Below are 15,368 nucleotides of genomic sequence, written 5' to 3'. Positions count from 1 at the left end.
TAAGAGGCTCTATGTATAAGTTTCTGGATTACCTTGAAGATGATCAGAAGAGTTGCGTACTCGAAGATGACATTGCAGTTTCTGCAGGTGCAGGAGCCGGAAAAACCAGATCTCTCATCTATAAAATAATCCACCTGATCGAATCAAGGAAAATTGCTCCTGAGAAAATCCTGGTGATTGCCCCTGACCTGTTTTCGATCCGCTGCCTTAAAGAGGAAATGGAACTCTTTCTCGCTTCTTCACTCTCCAGGATCAAATTTTCCACCATTTCAGCTTTGGCAATTGATTTTTACCGGTTCCTGAGCGGAAAAAAAGGTACGGTTTACGGTTATGCAGATCTCTGCGAAAATTCGGAACTGCTGCTCAAACTGAACGAAAAGAAACGTGAAGAATTTCTCTCAAACTGGTTGAACTTTTACCAGAGTGGTGGTGATATCTCAAAAGACGAGGAATTTCAGAAAATCAGGCAGGAATTTGAAGAAAAACTCAGCAAACTGAGCATCTCTGTACCGGAAAAACTGATCTATGACGCCTATCATTCTGAAAAGAAGAAGCTGGATGATTTTTTCCTGGAAAAGGAATTCCTGATCCTGGACGGACTGGAATTACTGACACCTGCCGAATACGAACTGTTCAAAACAATCGCAGACGGCAAAAAAATCTGGGTCACTACAGACGGGGAATATTGCATTACAGCAGGCAGCAGACTTTCCACAGCCAGAAAAGACATCTCCATTACTGAAGCCCGTAAAGGTGAGCGGCTCAAATGCGCTGCCGGATTCGGCAAGATCAGCGAGGGACGAGTCGAGGAAATAGAGAAGAAGAATTATCAGGGACTGGTAATCAGAATTTCTACCAAAGGCGGCAGAGAGGTTGTGGTAACCCCGAACCATCTAATGTTTGCCCGCATGAGCGAGGGTGAAGGATATAGAGTCGCTCTGGTCAGGGACAAAAACGGCAGCTGGCTTTCATTGCTTGAACACGATTTTGAACGCAACCATTCCAAAAAAAAAGAAGCCATAGTCAGAATCTGGATTTTAAGGACTTTCCGGGATTCCTCCAAAGCCCTTTATTATCAACAATATCTTTCCTGCCTTTACGGGATCCCGTTTTTTTCGACAGTGCAGCGGTTGAAATCAAGCGAGGTTCTCAAATTTAAGGAAGCCCTGGAACTGGATCAGAAAGTGGAACGCCTCAAACGGGACTTTTTCCTCTATGATTCTTATCCCCATTATGCATTACAGGGTCCTGACGGCAAGCATCTGAAAATGATTTTTTTCGGCGGTGAATTCAAGGAACGCTGGCATCAGCATCTGCTTAAACTGAACGCTGATCCCAAGATTTTCGATCGCGATCTTAAGCCCATCAAATCCAAGGGTGAAAACTGGTATGTCCAGACTGAAAAGAAGAAATTCGAGGATGCCTTGAAGTTCGGCGCAACGCTCAGTTCAATCGAAACCCTGGAAACCCTCAAACTGATCAAGGCCACAGACGGAGCCCCGTTCCAGTTCATGCCGGCAAGCCATGTCCAATCCGGCATGTGGATCCCGGTAGTATGCGGGGACAGGATCAAAGAAGATACCGTTGCATCAGTGGACTGGATGGAATACAACGGTGAAGTATTTGACCTGAACCTTCCTGATTATAGAAATTTCGTGGTGGAAGGAATTGTGGTCCATAATTCTTCTCCTGCGGGATTCAAGGGGCAGTTCAACTCCCTGAATGCCCTTATAAAGGATTTTCCAAATCTGAAAACCCGGAAGCTTACCAGGAATTACAGGAACAATCCGCAGATACTGTCTTTTGCAAATGAATTCCGAGAGGAAAAAATGATATCTTCCCAGACTGAGGAATCCGAACCTCAATCCAGAATCGTTCTTTATAATGCCCACGACGAGCATGGTGAAGTAAATTATATCATCGACAAGATCCAGGCCATTATTTTCAAAGAAGGCCGGGCTTATGCAGATTTCGGGATTCTCTACCGCCTGCCCCGCCAGGCTGACGTTTTCGCGGAACAATTCAATAAGAAAGGCATTCCCCACCGGATCATCAGCAGCGAAAATTATTATATCTATAAAGAAATCAAGGATCTCATCTCATATTTGCGTGTGATTTTCAATACTGAAGATGATCTCAGCCTGAAGCGCATCATTAATGTACCACGGCGTGGAATCGGGGAACGGACCATTGACCTGATCGAAGAAAACATGAAGAAAACCGGCTCGTCTTTTTATGACTCTCTGAAAGCCGTGCTGCAGCTGAAAGAATTTCCCCTCAGATTCGTGAAACAGGTCGAAGGTTTCAGGGACCTGATTGAGGAACTGATCGTGGATTCAGGAAAATTTTCCCCGACCGAGTTTGTTGATGTAATGATCAAAAAGAGTGATGTGATCAGTGAGATCTCCAAAGTCAACAGCAACAAGTCCTTTGATGCGATCAGCAATGTCAAACTGTTCCCTGAAAAAATGCGCGCCTTTTTTGAAGGCCATGCCGATCGTAGTCTGATCGATTTTCTGGATTACCTAGTGATCCAGAATCCGCTTGATGATTATTGCGAGGAAAATGCGATCCTGCTTACTGATTATTCGATAGTCCACCAATTGAATTTTCCGGTGCTTTTCCTGCCCGGGCTTGAAGACGGGATTACACCCTACAGGCTTTCCCAGGAAAGTAAAAGAGAAATGGATCTGTTCCTGAGAGCTCTGGCTTGTGGGAGGGAGCGGATTTTTCTCAGTTACGCTTCCTATCGCAGGCTCCCTGGGGAGCAGAGCAGTGGAAAATTGACACCTTTCCTCTCCAAGTGTCTGGGCAAGATTTTTACGGAGGAAAAAGAAGAACAGTCCGCAGATACCAGAAAAGCAGTGGCTGACGCCGGTAAGAAAAACATTAAAGCCGGGGTTCAGATCGGAGACATGGTATCTCACAGGATGTGGGGTCGCGGCGTGATCACTCAGATCGACGGGTCAGGTGAAGAAGCCATGCTGACGATCGAGTTTGAGAACGAAGGTCAGAAAAAACTGATGATGAAATACGCGCCGCTGCAGAAGATGTGAGTTTATTAGATGCCTGTTTATAATTTGAAACCGACGCACACTGAATGTTTCGATAAAGCCCTGGAAAAGTTTCAACCTGAAACCCCTGAGGACAATCTCAGGAAATGCTCGATCGAATTCATCACTTATGATTCGGACGAATCTTTGCTTACTTTCCGGCTGAACCTGCAGGACAACATTTCCAATCAGGCAGAATTGTTTCTGAAAAAGGCACTCGCCGAGATTTTCCCGGGTTATAAGGAGGTCAGGCTCTCATATCGGAAGAAAGAAACACCTTCGTTTCCGACCGTCAAACCTACGGCAGAGAAAGCAACCCCCCAGCAGAAAAAAAATTCCTCTTCTCAACGGGCGATAATGATCTCCGAACTCGCTGATTTTGAAGGCAAGCAGGTCACGATTTACGGGGAGATAACTCAGATTGAAAAGATCGAGACTAAGAGCGGTACCAGTTTCATAAAGTTGGATGTCTATGATTTTACCGATTCCATTTGCGTGAAAACATTCAAGAAGGATAATTTTTCGAGTGAAAAGGGCGATTTCGTAATGGTGCGCGGCAAGGTGGAATTCGACAAATTTGAACAGGAGCAGGTAATCCTGGCGCAGAGGATCGAAGCTTCCGAACCCGCGAAGAGGGTGGATACTGCCCCGGAAAAAAGGGTTGAGCTGCATATGCACAGCAAGCTGTCCGCGATGGACGGCATGAGCGACATTGGAGAAATTGTTGCCACTGCCAGGGAATTCGGGCACAAGGCCATTGCTCTCACTGATCATGGGGTTGTACAGGGTTATCCTGATTTTTACGAAAAAGCTAGGGAGGCGGGACTCAAGCCGATTTTCGGCATGGAAGGTTATCTGATCGACGATTCAGACAAGAAGAGCGACCTGAAAAGCGCCAGGCGTAATCATATCAATATCCTGGTCAAGAACAGGACCGGCCTGAAAAATATTTATAAACTGGTTTCTTACTCCCATCTTGACGATTTCTACAAGAAACCGCGCATCAGGAAGAGCCTGCTGCTCTCTCACCGTGAGGGGCTGCTCCTGGGTACGGCCTGCGAAGCCGGAGAATTGACCAGAGCTTATCTGGAAAGCCCGGAAAATACCGATCGCCTCCGCTCAATTGCAGGATTCTACGATTTTCTGGAAATCATGCCCAAATCCAACAATTTGTTTCTGATACGGGAAGGCAAGCTGCACTCTGAACAAGACCTGGAAAGGATGAATCAGGCATTCTTCCAGCTGGCGCTGGATACGGGAAAGCTCTGCGTGGCGACCGGAGATTCCCATTACATCCACCCCCATGATGCGATCAACCGTGAAATCATACAATTTACTCAGGGATATGAAGAATCCTCCAATCAAGCCGGGTTATTTTTCCGCACTACAGACGAAATGCTCGCTGAATTCAATTACCTGGGTGAAGAAATGTCCAGACTGGCAGTGATTGTCAATCCTGCATTGATCGCGGCGCAGATCGAGGAGATTGCCCCGATCCCCAAGGGTTTCTACCCGCCAAAGATCGCCAATGCAGAGGAGGAGTTGAAAAAGATAGTCTATGAAAATGCCAGGATGCGTTATGGCGATAAGCTTCCAGAGATCGTGGCAAAGCGTCTGGAAAAAGAATTGACACCCATCTGCAAACATGGATTTTCCGATCTGTATTACATTGCACATAAGATAGTGAAATTTTCAGTTAACAGAGGCTATCAGGTTGGTTCAAGGGGGTCTGTCGGAAGCTCTTTCGTTGCAGCGATGGCCGACATCACTGAAGTCAACCCGCTGCCCCCGCATTATTTATGCATGGATTGTGGATATTCCGACTTTGAGCATGGAATCGCAGTTGAATGTGGAGCAGATCTGCCTGACAGGAATTGCCCGAAATGCGGGGTGAGGTGTCAAAAGGAAGGCTTTCTGATTCCTTTCGAAGTCTTTCTGGGCTTCGAGGGCGACAAAGTGCCTGATATAGACCTGAACTTTTCAGGGGAGATTCAGGCAGAGGTCCATCGTTACACGGAAAGCCTCTTCGGAGCCAATAAGAGTTTCAAAGCAGGCACTATCAACACATTCCAGGACAAGGCAGTCAAAGCCTGTATCGATAAATATGTCCGGGAAAAGGGGATCCCGCTGCGTAAGGCTGAGGTCAGGAGACTGATCAATGAATGCGTAGGCATCAAACGTACCACCGGCCAGCATCCAGGTGGAATCATCGTGCTTCCGGAAGACAAGGAGATTTTCGATTTCTGCCCTGTGCAGCATCCCGCTGATGACAAGGGCAAGCAAGTGATCACCACTCATTTCGATTATCATGTGATGGATAAGCAGCTGGTTAAGCTGGACCTGTTGGGGCACGACAATCCCACGATCATCAAGATGCTAGAGGAAACCACCGGTCTTAAAGCAGATCAGATCCCTCTTGACGACAGGGAAACTCTGAAACTTTTTCAGGACGTGAAGACTCTGGGAGTCCCGGAATTCGGCACTTCATTCGTACGCCAGGTGCTGGAAGACGTCAAGGTCAAGAATTTCGGCGACATTGTCAGGGTCTGCGGACTTACCCACGGCACGGATGTCTGGCTCAACAATGCTAAAAACCTGGTGGAAAAGGGCAAGGAATTTTCCAGTGTAATCACCATGAGGGACGACATTCTGAAATATCTGGTTTCAATGAAACTTCCTGAAAAGACAGCGTTCGAGATCATGGAATTTGTAAGAAAGGGTAAATTCAACAAACTTAAGCCGGAACAGATTGCATTAATGCAGGAAAATGGCGTTCCTGAGTGGTACATAGAGTCCTGCAGGAAAATCAAGTATCTTTTCCCCAAGGCTCACGCGGTGGCTTACGCGGTAGCCTCGTTCCGGATCGCCTATTACAAAGTCCATCATCCGCTGGCTTTTTATTCCACTTATTTTTCGATCAGGCCGGACGTTTTTGATTATGAGAGTGTGATCTGCGGTCGTGAGGGGATCAGGAAAAAAATCAATTATATCAGCACTCTTTCCAAGGAAGAAAAAACCAAACGATACGAGGATTTGTCGGGGATCCTGGAAGTGGCTTTTGAGATGTGTGAGCGAGGTTTCGATTTCCTGCCGATTTCCCTGGAGTCATCGGATTCGAACCAGTTTATCGTCAGGAATGAAGGTCTGACCTGCCCGTTTTCAGCCCTGGATGGGGTCGGATCTCAGGCTGCGATCAATATCGTCGAAGCCAAGAAGGAAAAACCGTTCAGTTCTGTGGAAGACTTGCAGATCAGGGCCAAGCTCAACAATACCGTGATCGAACACTTGAAAAAGGCTCATGTCTTCCGTGATCTGCCTGAGACTGAGCAATTGTGTTTCTTTTAGCAGCTGGCAAGTTACACTTGCCCTGATAGTTATGCGCTGGAAGTGGGAAGATCACTACATTACGTTGGTTATTGATTATGAAAATCGGCATTCTAACCATGTATTACCCCCCGGAAGTTGGCGCTCCCCAGCGCAGACTGTCCGAACTTGCTGATTTTTTCGTAAAAAACGGGCATTCAGTGACAGTGTTCACTACATTTCCGAATTACCCGGATGGCAGGTTGAAAGGGAAGTATGATCAGATTTTATTCAAAAATGAAATCAACGGAATCAGAATAATCCGCAGTTATTCCCATTTCCGAACGGATCCCGGGATCTTTGATCGACTGGCATCCCATCTTTCGTTCATGCTAAGTTCAAGCATAGCACTAGTTTTTTCGCCGCAGCTTGACCTGCTGATCGTGGAATCACCGCCGCTGTTTCTGGGCCTGACCGGGGTGTTCGCCCGAATCTTCAAAAAATCGCGGATGGTGTTTCACGTATCTGATCTCTGGCCCGACAGCATCAGGGAACTCGGGGCTTTGAAGAATGAGAGCTGCTTGAAGATGCTTGAATGGATCGAGGAATTCATCTACCACCGCTCTGCCGCTATTGTGGCTGTTACAAAGGGGATTCACCGGAATCTCAAGCGCAGAGGATTCAAGAGGCTCGCATTCATCCCAAACGGTGTGGACCTCGACCGGATCACAGTGCGAGCTGATAAATGCAGCCTGACTCTTGATAGATTCGGGCTTACCAGCACGGATTTTATTGCATTGTATGCCGGGACTTTTGGACTCGCTCATCCGCTGGAACTGATTATTGAAGCGGCCAGCAGGCTGGAATTCAAGCTGCCTGATCTGAAGTTTCTGCTGGTCGGCGGAGGGGCAAGGTTTGAGGAGATCAGGGCTCTGGCTTTTAAACTCTCAAACGTGATTGTGGTACCGCCTGTTCCCATGGAGGAAATGGACGGACTTCTGTCTGTTGCCGACACTTTAGTGCTTGCACTGAAGGATCTCCCGCTTTTTTCAGGAGCTCTGCCGTCGAAAATTTATGAAGCAAACGGAGCGGGAAAACCGGTTCTGGCACTGTTGGACGGCGAGACAAGAAGTTATTTCGAGAAATCCGGGGGAGGCGAGGCGCTGGGTTTTGGAAGAGCCGATCAACTGGCCGGAAGGCTTCACTATTATTATCATCACAGGGAAGAGCTGGCTGTGATGGGCCGGAAAGGCCGTGCCTACGTAGAACAGAAATACAGTCGTGAAGCCCTGGGACGAAGGTACCTGCGGCTTTTCGAGCGGATCATGAAAAAAAGACATCAGTAAAATGAATTTTTCCTACATAACAACTTACTAACTTACCAACAGACAAACTTCAATTCATGAACAGGCAGTAACAGATATCATCTGTACTAAAGTGTCCCTGATTTCACTTCCCCGGATGATTTGATTTCTGCCGTGGCTGCAGCATCCGCCTGAGCAGAAGTTTCAATCGTTGTTTCTGTGGTTGTCTCAACGGTTGTTTCCACAGTTCCAAGCAGGATCTCACTGGTGGCAGAAGGAACCGCAGGAGCTGCAGGAACTTCCGGGGATTGAACAGTATTCACAGGCTGAGGCTGTGGAACAGCAGGAGCGGGCGGCTCATTTTTCGGCTGTTCGACTGGTCTGACGGTTTCAGCTGGCTGAGCAGGAGCTGAAACAGTTTCCGCAGTTGCTGCAGGCACAGGGACCTGAGGTTGTGCTGCGGTAGAGGTCTGCTGCGGAACTGTATTTTGAGGAGCAGGCGTACCTTGAGGAGTAGCCGTCTGAGCTGGGGCCGGGGCAGTGGTGGGTTCAGGCTGGGATGGAGTAGTGGTCGGGGTCGTTGGAGCAGTTGGCTGAGGTTCCTCTTTCTTGTTTTTTTTCAGGAGCAGATCCAGCAGTTTCTTTTTCCCTGTTTCCACAGCTGCGTTGATCGCCACTTTTTTGCTGATATTGATCAGGTTTTCCGCCAGATTAAGGTCGGGCGCAGTCAGCGTTCCCTTGATGCTGAAGGGAAATGTAAAGTCTTTTGAGCCGAGTTTATCGGTAAGTTTCATCTGTTCAATCAGTTTCTGCTTGAAAGTAATTTCTGCCTCTGCGTTCATGTTCCAGGCCAGGTCCATGTTTCCATGAGTAGTGATCGCGAGCATGTCGGAGTCGATTCTGCTGTTCTGGCTGGAAAGTATGCCATTAGCGATTGCAACGTTCCCCGCGAACTCGGAAGTCGTGATTTTTTCCAGAAAATCGGCCTTGAAATATTTGCTTAGCATCTGGGACAGCTTGACCAGAACCGGCAGGGACTGGATAGTTCCTTTGCTGACCTGGTAATCCATCTTGCCTGTGACGGTCTTGATATCGGAGCCGCTGCCGGAAATTCTGCTGTTATCGACACTCACCGTGCCCAGGATGTTGTTCCGGAGCGGAGTATTAAGGGAGAGAAAATCGTTGACATCAGCATCTTTCAGGCTGACCCTGAAATCGTATCCAATCGGGGTTTTATTGACTTCAACTGTACCCTCGCCCACTGAAGTACCCTTGAATGTATTGAATTTCAAGTCCCTGATATGCAGCAGCCATGTTTTATAGGCAAAGGAGCATTTGGCGGATAGCTCAGAAATCGGACACAGCAGATTCTCGCCGGGTGCCTTGGGATAGATGATTCCCAAGGAATCGGATTTAAGGTCTGCATTGATCAGAAAGTCGAGGATGTCACCCTTGAGACTCCCTGTTGCATTGGCTTCACCGGTGAAGTTCAGACCGCCGAATGCGAAATTCTGCGGGAGTTCCGCCAGATTGTAGCCTGGAATCTGGAAAATGAAATTGAGGATTCTGAAATCCGTGATGTCTCCGGAAACAGTAGCCGTACTATTCAAAAGCTTTACTGTTGTCTGAGGGATTTTAACTCCCCGGCCGCTGACAACTATGTCTGTCTTGGGTATTTCAAGTCTGTTCTTAAAATTCGGGGGTATGAAAGAGAAATCCCTGACAGCGACAGTCCCTGAATAATCCGGCAGTTTAAGCGCACCGGTTTTAGCGCCTGCGGGAGGGAGGCTGCCTTTGACCTCGAAATCAAGGGTCACTTTGCCAGCAGGTTTATATTGATCGAGGATCGGCTTGTATCCCTTGGGAATGAAAGAACTGAGCTTTTCCATCACCAGTTGGGAGCTCTTGATTTTCAGGTTCAGCACAGGCTTGGAAAAATTGGTGACAGTACCGGATACATCCAGATTGCCGTCAGGGGTTTCCAGCTTCAGACTGGAAATGTTGCAGGCATTTTTCTCTATCCTGCACTTTGCTGCGATGCTAAGCTGCTGTGGATAGAACTTCGGGACCGATATTCTCAGGGTAGAATCGTTCATATCCAAAGAATTGATGCTGATTTCAAAGGAGCCTTTTTCATTCTTGAGCATTCCCTTGAGGTCGGTTTTGAGGGAAACTGCTCCAGAGAGTTTGAAATCTGATCCGAGAGTTTCCATGATGTCGGATTTATTTAGATCTGCAAATATTTTTACCATCCTCATGATATCATTCGTGATATTGAAATTATCAGCATCGAGATTGAAGTTTAACTCTCCTTTTCCCTGATAGTCGGAAATGTTCCCTGACAGCTTAAGCTTGTTGCCGAAAATCTGTGCAGTCAAGCCGGGAGTGGAGATGTTCTTACTGTCAAGTTTGACCTGTCCGCTGATGTTTTCCAGTTGTACGCCGTAATCAGGGATTCTGAAAGAGGCATTGTCCAGGCTGATGCTTCCCTGCAGAGTGAGTTTTTCGGGTTCTGCCAGATTGGCTGCAGCGAGATCAAAGCCGGTATTTCCATTTGCTGCTAGCTGCATTGCTTTTTTTACCGGCAGTTTGCCCAGGTCGATTTTTTTACTGCTCAGCTTGAGAGAGCTGTCCTTTGATGACATATCCGTGTTCAGATTGAAGGAAACTTGATTTTTGAAAACATCCAGGTTGCCGTCAGCTTTCAGTTTGTTGTCGACAAGGGACAGGCTGGAGTTGATGTTTTCGAGGGTCAGCGCCGACTGGGTGAGATACACTCCGAGGCCGGAGTCCTGATAAGTGACTCTGCCCTTGCGGATCCGGATGTCGCTGAAATTCAGTGAAAAATCACCGGCTGAAGCTGTCAGCGAGCAGAGCGCCAGCTGCTGATGAGGCAGTTCGCCAAGCAGATCGGAAAAGTTGTATTTCCCATCCTGCAGCTTTTTCAGCCTGATATCCGGATTCTGAAACAAAAGTTCAGTCACCTGGATTTTCTTCTGGATCAGAGCTGAAATAGAAAGCTTCAAAGAAAGGCTCTGACAGGAGATGAAATTTTCGCTGTCACCCTTTTCACCTACTTTAACTCCTGCCAGATTGACGGAGAGCGGGAAAGGTGTGATATCAAGGCTTTCAATCGTGATGTTGCGTTTCAACTGCTCAGAAATCCTGGCGATTGCCATTTCCTTGATCTTATCCTTGGGGACAAGGTAATAAGCTCCAGCCAGGACAAGACAGAAAACAACGGCGATCACGCTAAGAAAGATCAGAAGTTTCTTCATAAAGAAAAACCCTCGCTACTCTTTGATTAATATTACAGGTGATTTCATAGCTGATGGTTCCCGCGATTTTTGCCCACTCAAAGGCGTCGAAACGCAGGGTTCTGCTTTTTCCCATCAAAATCACCGGTTCTCCGGTTGAAAAATCAGGATCAGGTCCGATGTCCACCATGATCTGGTCCATGCAGACCCTGCCGATCTGCGGGTAGAATCTGTCCCTGATGATCACCTTCCCTTTGCCCGAAAGATGACGGTTGTAGCCATCCGCATAACCGGCCGGCAGAGTGGCTACGCAGGTCTCACGCTCTATCTGGTGTGTGCGCCCATAACTGATGGTTTCGCCGGGATAGCAGCGCTTGATGAAACTGATCCTGGTGACCAGCGTCATTACAGGTTCAATCGGCACTGATCCGCTGACTTCTCCGGAAGGCGGATATCCGTAAAGCATGATGCCTGGTCTCACCATCTCCAGATAGGTCTCCGGAAGATCAAGGATCGCACCGCTGTTCGCAGTGTGCCGCAATTTGATGGAAAGCCCGGATTCGGATAGTTTTTCACAGATCGAATGGAAAATTTCAAGTTGTTCCAAAGTAAATGTCTTATCTTTGACATCGGAAACCGGGAAGTGAGTCATGATCCCTGCGATCTGCAAATTCTTCAAGTTTGCGATTCCTTGGATTTCCTGAACACATCTGCTGCTGTGGAAGCCGATGCGCCCCATCCCGGTATCAAGCTTGATTTGAATCTTAGCTGTTTTTCCGAGAAGTTTGGCCTGCCTGTCGATATCAACAGCCAGCGAAGTATCAGCTACTGAAATCTCAAGGTCATGCTGCAGGGCCACTAAAATCTCCTCAGGCAGGCAGGGGCTGAACTTCATGATCGGCAGATGGATCCCTGCTTCCCTGAGCTCAATCCCTTCAGGGATTGTCGCCACTCCGATGTAATCCACAATTCCCGATTTCTGTGCTTCATGGGCAAGTGGAACTGCGCCATGTCCGTAGGCATTAGCCTTCAGAGCCACACAGATCCGGCAGTGCGGGCCGATTTTCTTCTTGATGGCCTCGAGATTCTGGCGGAAGCGGTTTACATGGATATAGGCTCTGGTGAGCTGAATCATTTTGAAAGTTTGAGAAATGTGTTCAAATCGTCTACGAAAGTGTCCACCTCGAAGCCATGCGCAACCAGTCCGTCCTTGAGACTCTCGAAAGTCGCAGCGAAACAGCCGATGCACCCCAGGTTGTGCTGGGAAAAGAAGGCGATGGCTTCAGGATATTTCTCGAGAATGCTTGTTATAGTCATGTCTTTGTTGATCATGGTTTTCCTCCTGCTGCAGATGGGTGGATTTTAACAGGGGAAAAGGTGTTTGTCAAAATTTGGAAATTTTACTATTCTGAGTGTATGATGATAAAAGGGGCAGACATGATAAAAACAATCTTTTTCTTGATAATGCTTCTGGTGTCAAGATCCGGTCTTTATGCTGCACAGACAGGCGAGCTTGAATCCGGTTGGATTGAAAACACGCCACCAGGGATGGATTTTTCGCTGAAAACTCCTCCAGACTGGCTCTCCCATACTGAACAGCCGGGTTCCGCGTTTCAGGTGCTGGCTCCAAAGGAAGACACACTGGAGTCGATGCCCCGCAAATTCAGCGTCCGCACAGAGAGGGTGCCTGTGGGAATGACACTCAATGAATATCTGACTGATTCCGAATCTGAAATCAGACAGTTTACCGGATACAGGCTGCTGTCAACGCAGGAGATCAAAATCTCTGATCAGACTGGTGTCTGCATGCTGTTCATGTACAATCTCGGTTCCCTGACCCTGGAAGTGAATACCTGGATCACGCTCAGAGACAGGAGAGCGTATGTAGTCACTGCCACTGCCGAGGAATGGCGGTTTGCCCGGGCTCTGCCTCTTTTCCGCCGGATTTTTTTGACTTTCAAGTTCACCAGGGTCCAGGAATCCGGCAGAAGCGGGAGCATGGAAGTGGACGCTTACAGAGACGGACGATATTACAATTACAGATATGGATTTTCGCTCGAACCCCCGACAGGCTGGGCTAGACCTCCCAAGTTCATGGGCTTCATTTTTTCGGCAGTGGCTCCTCCGGACGGAGCTATGGATGCTTTACAGGAAAACATGAATCTCAACTGCGAAACCACGGGAGAAGTATCACTGGAACGTTATTCTGAAAGGACCTACTCTGGAATCAGAAACCTTCTGAGCGATGTTGAAATCATTGATTCCGGCGAGATCTCAGCCGGGGGTTTAAAAGCCAGATTCATGGTTTTGAAATATCTGATGGGCAAGCTTGAAATACAGGCGATGCAATTCTTTTTATTGCATGAAGGCAAAGCCGTTCTGGCTACGTATGCTTCTGAACCGAAGGCGTTTGGAAAATACAGAGCTGTATTCGAAAAATCGTTTTCCACTTTCAGGACTGAGGAGACCAGGGTTTTCAATCACAGCAACGAAATCAGGATTTCGGGATACTATGAAAATTATGACCTGGGTTTCAGCGTGAGCTATCCACCTGACTGGGAACTCAATCAAGGCGTGATGGGAACACAGATCATGGTAGTAAGCCAGCCGGCAGGTGATAATGATACTTTCCGGGAATATTTCAATCTGATCCTGGAAGAGATCCCTGCAGGAATTTCAGAGGCTGAATTTCTAAAAAACGAAAACCGCAACCTGCAGGCCATGCTTCAGAAATTCACTGTTTACAGCAGAGGAGAGGATAATATTTTCGGTTATCCTTCGCACTGGATGGTGGCGACATACAGGATGGGAGTAGTAGAGATAGAAGCCCTGATAATCAGGATTGTCAAGGATAACAAAGTTTTTTCATTCACATTCTGCTCTGAGCCGTCGTCCTTTGAAACCTATTTTCCGATCTTCAAGGACATCGCAGGCAAGATCAGGATATTTTAATCAAGACAAGAATTTCTTGAGGAAATACCAGCCTTCTTTTCTGAATTCAAATAGAAATTTGAGCAGGTCCCTGAATCTGTGATTGCGCAGATAAAGATAAAGATAAGAGCTGAGTTGAAACAGTTCCAGAGTGCGGCGGGATAAATTATCAAGTTCCAGAGCATTACCAAGCTGATTGTTGTAATCCGAAAATCTGCGGGTGATCAGTCTTAGACCTCCGTAATTCATGGCCGCGAGAACATTATAAACAGTACCAGGATAAGGAGTACCGATGGAAATTGATGCCATCTCCGGATTGGTTTTGCCGATCAGGGTCATTGTTTTCAAAATAGAGTAGAGATCTTCGTTTGGAGCTCCAAGAATGAAATTGAGGTCAAGAGAAATTCCAGCCTGTTTCACCATTTTCGCCGCAGACAGAATCTGATTTCTGGTTATCCCTTTTTTCCATTCCTCTAAGATTCCAGGATCACCGCTTTCCGCGCCTATGATCAATTGCCAGCAGCCTGAAACCTTCATCTCAGATAAAAGTTCCTGATCCAGCAGATCTGCTCTGGTGGAAGCCGCCCATTTCAACTTGTGCTGAAGATTTTGATTTCTGATGGCAGCCAGCAACTGCAGTGTATATTCTCTGTCCAAAGTGAAGGATTCATCTGCGAATTCCAGATAATCGAAGCTGTAATCACGGAGCAGTGTCGCGATTTCGCTTGCGACATTTTCAGGAGTTCTCCTGCGCAGATTCCTGCCAAGTACAGATCCGCAGAAAATGCAGGAAAAAGGGCAGCCCCGGGAGGTCATCACGAACATTTTTCTGAAATGGCCGGTATATCCGCTGTAATCGGGAAGAGGCAGCTTGTCTGTATCACTGCAAGCCTTCACAAGAGGGCCGTGATAAACAACTCCCTGCTCGCGGTAAAAGAGATTGGGAATCCTGCAGAATTCAGATGAAGATAATTTATCGCAGGTATCGCTCACAGTTTCTTCTGCTTCCCCTCTTGCAACAAAGTCGAGGAAGGGATAATAAGAAAGCAGCTGCCTGGGCATGGCATTGGCATGGCTGCCCCCGAAAATCACGGGGATGCCGGCTTCATGGAGAGCTTTGGCTATCACGAGACCGCGGGAAAAATCGAAAGTTCGAGAAGTAATGCCGACGAGATTCGGCTTTTCAACTCTGCAGGCCTGGATCGCCTGGGCTGTGGAAAATCCGTTGAATTTGGAGTCTATGATCTTGCAGTCATGCTTCCTGGAACGCAATGCCCCACAAAGGTACCCGAGACCAAGATGCGGATATTGACGGTACTCATGGAGATGTTCGCCATTGCTGGGAGAGGGAGGATTGATCAGGATCACTTTCATCTTTCCATCTTATCACATGGAAAGATATCAGATGAAGGATTTCATGGAAAAAAGAAAGACTTTTGGTAAAAATGCAAATTCATTTTACGGGAAATATTTACCCGTTAAGAAGCATTATACGGTAAAAAATAAACGAATCTGTTTAG

At 47.3% G+C, this 15,368-nt stretch carries 8 protein-coding genes; 4 read left to right on the top strand and 4 right to left on the bottom strand.

Annotation, left to right across the window (positions count from 1 at the left end; genetic code table 11):
- The first annotated feature begins 11 nt into the window (after nt 1-11).
- From PHW04_05000 to PHW04_04990, 3 genes are all read left to right on the top strand, one after another.
- Nucleotides 12-3,056 (top strand): 3'-5' exonuclease, encoded by a 3,045-nt coding sequence (locus PHW04_05000; GenBank protein MDD2715233.1) that lies wholly within the window; start codon nt 12-14, stop codon nt 3,054-3,056.
- Between the two features lie 9 nt (nt 3,057-3,065).
- The gene (locus PHW04_04995) at nt 3,066-6,398 is read left to right on the top strand and encodes a PolC-type DNA polymerase III (protein MDD2715232.1); all 3,333 of its coding nucleotides are present in this window, start codon (nt 3,066-3,068) and stop codon (nt 6,396-6,398) included.
- A gap of 77 nt (nt 6,399-6,475) precedes the next feature.
- Nucleotides 6,476-7,702 (top strand): glycosyltransferase family 4 protein, encoded by a 1,227-nt coding sequence (locus PHW04_04990; GenBank protein MDD2715231.1) that lies wholly within the window; start codon nt 6,476-6,478, stop codon nt 7,700-7,702.
- Between the two features lie 86 nt (nt 7,703-7,788).
- Here PHW04_04990 and PHW04_04985 read toward each other — a convergent pair whose 3' ends face one another.
- Genes PHW04_04985 through PHW04_04975 form a run of 3 tightly spaced genes read right to left on the bottom strand, consistent with a single transcriptional unit; the run spans nt 7,789 to nt 12,249 of the window.
- Nucleotides 7,789-10,938, bottom strand: a complete 3,150-nt coding sequence (locus tag PHW04_04985) for an AsmA-like C-terminal region-containing protein (protein ID MDD2715230.1) — start codon at nt 10,936-10,938, stop codon at nt 7,789-7,791.
- A complete protein-coding gene (alr, locus tag PHW04_04980) occupies nt 10,913-12,052 on the bottom strand; it encodes an alanine racemase (GenBank protein MDD2715229.1) in 1,140 nt (379 codons plus the stop codon). The genes PHW04_04985 and alr overlap by 26 nt, the downstream gene beginning before the upstream one ends.
- Nucleotides 12,049-12,249: a DUF1858 domain-containing protein gene (locus PHW04_04975; GenBank protein ID MDD2715228.1), complete on the bottom strand. Its 201-nt coding sequence runs from the start codon at nt 12,247-12,249 to the stop codon at nt 12,049-12,051. Before PHW04_04975 ends, alr begins: the two co-directional genes overlap by 4 nt.
- 105 nt (nt 12,250-12,354) lie before the next feature.
- On the opposite strand from PHW04_04975, the gene PHW04_04970 reads away from it, so the two are divergent.
- On the top strand, nt 12,355-13,869 hold the full coding sequence (locus PHW04_04970; GenBank protein ID MDD2715227.1) for a hypothetical protein: 1,515 nt from the start codon (nt 12,355-12,357) through the stop codon (nt 13,867-13,869).
- On the opposite strand, the gene PHW04_04965 is transcribed toward PHW04_04970, so the two are convergent.
- On the bottom strand, nt 13,870-15,222 hold the full coding sequence (locus tag PHW04_04965; GenBank protein MDD2715226.1) for a radical SAM protein: 1,353 nt from the start codon (nt 15,220-15,222) through the stop codon (nt 13,870-13,872).
- Between the last annotated feature and the right edge of the window lie 146 nt (nt 15,223-15,368).

Source organism: Candidatus Wallbacteria bacterium (assembly GCA_028687545.1).
Lineage (GTDB): Bacteria > Muiribacteriota > JAQTZZ01 > JAQTZZ01 > JAQTZZ01 > JAQTZZ01.
Note: the sequence above shows the minus strand (reverse complement) of the source record. Positions and strands in the feature narration are given on the sequence as shown.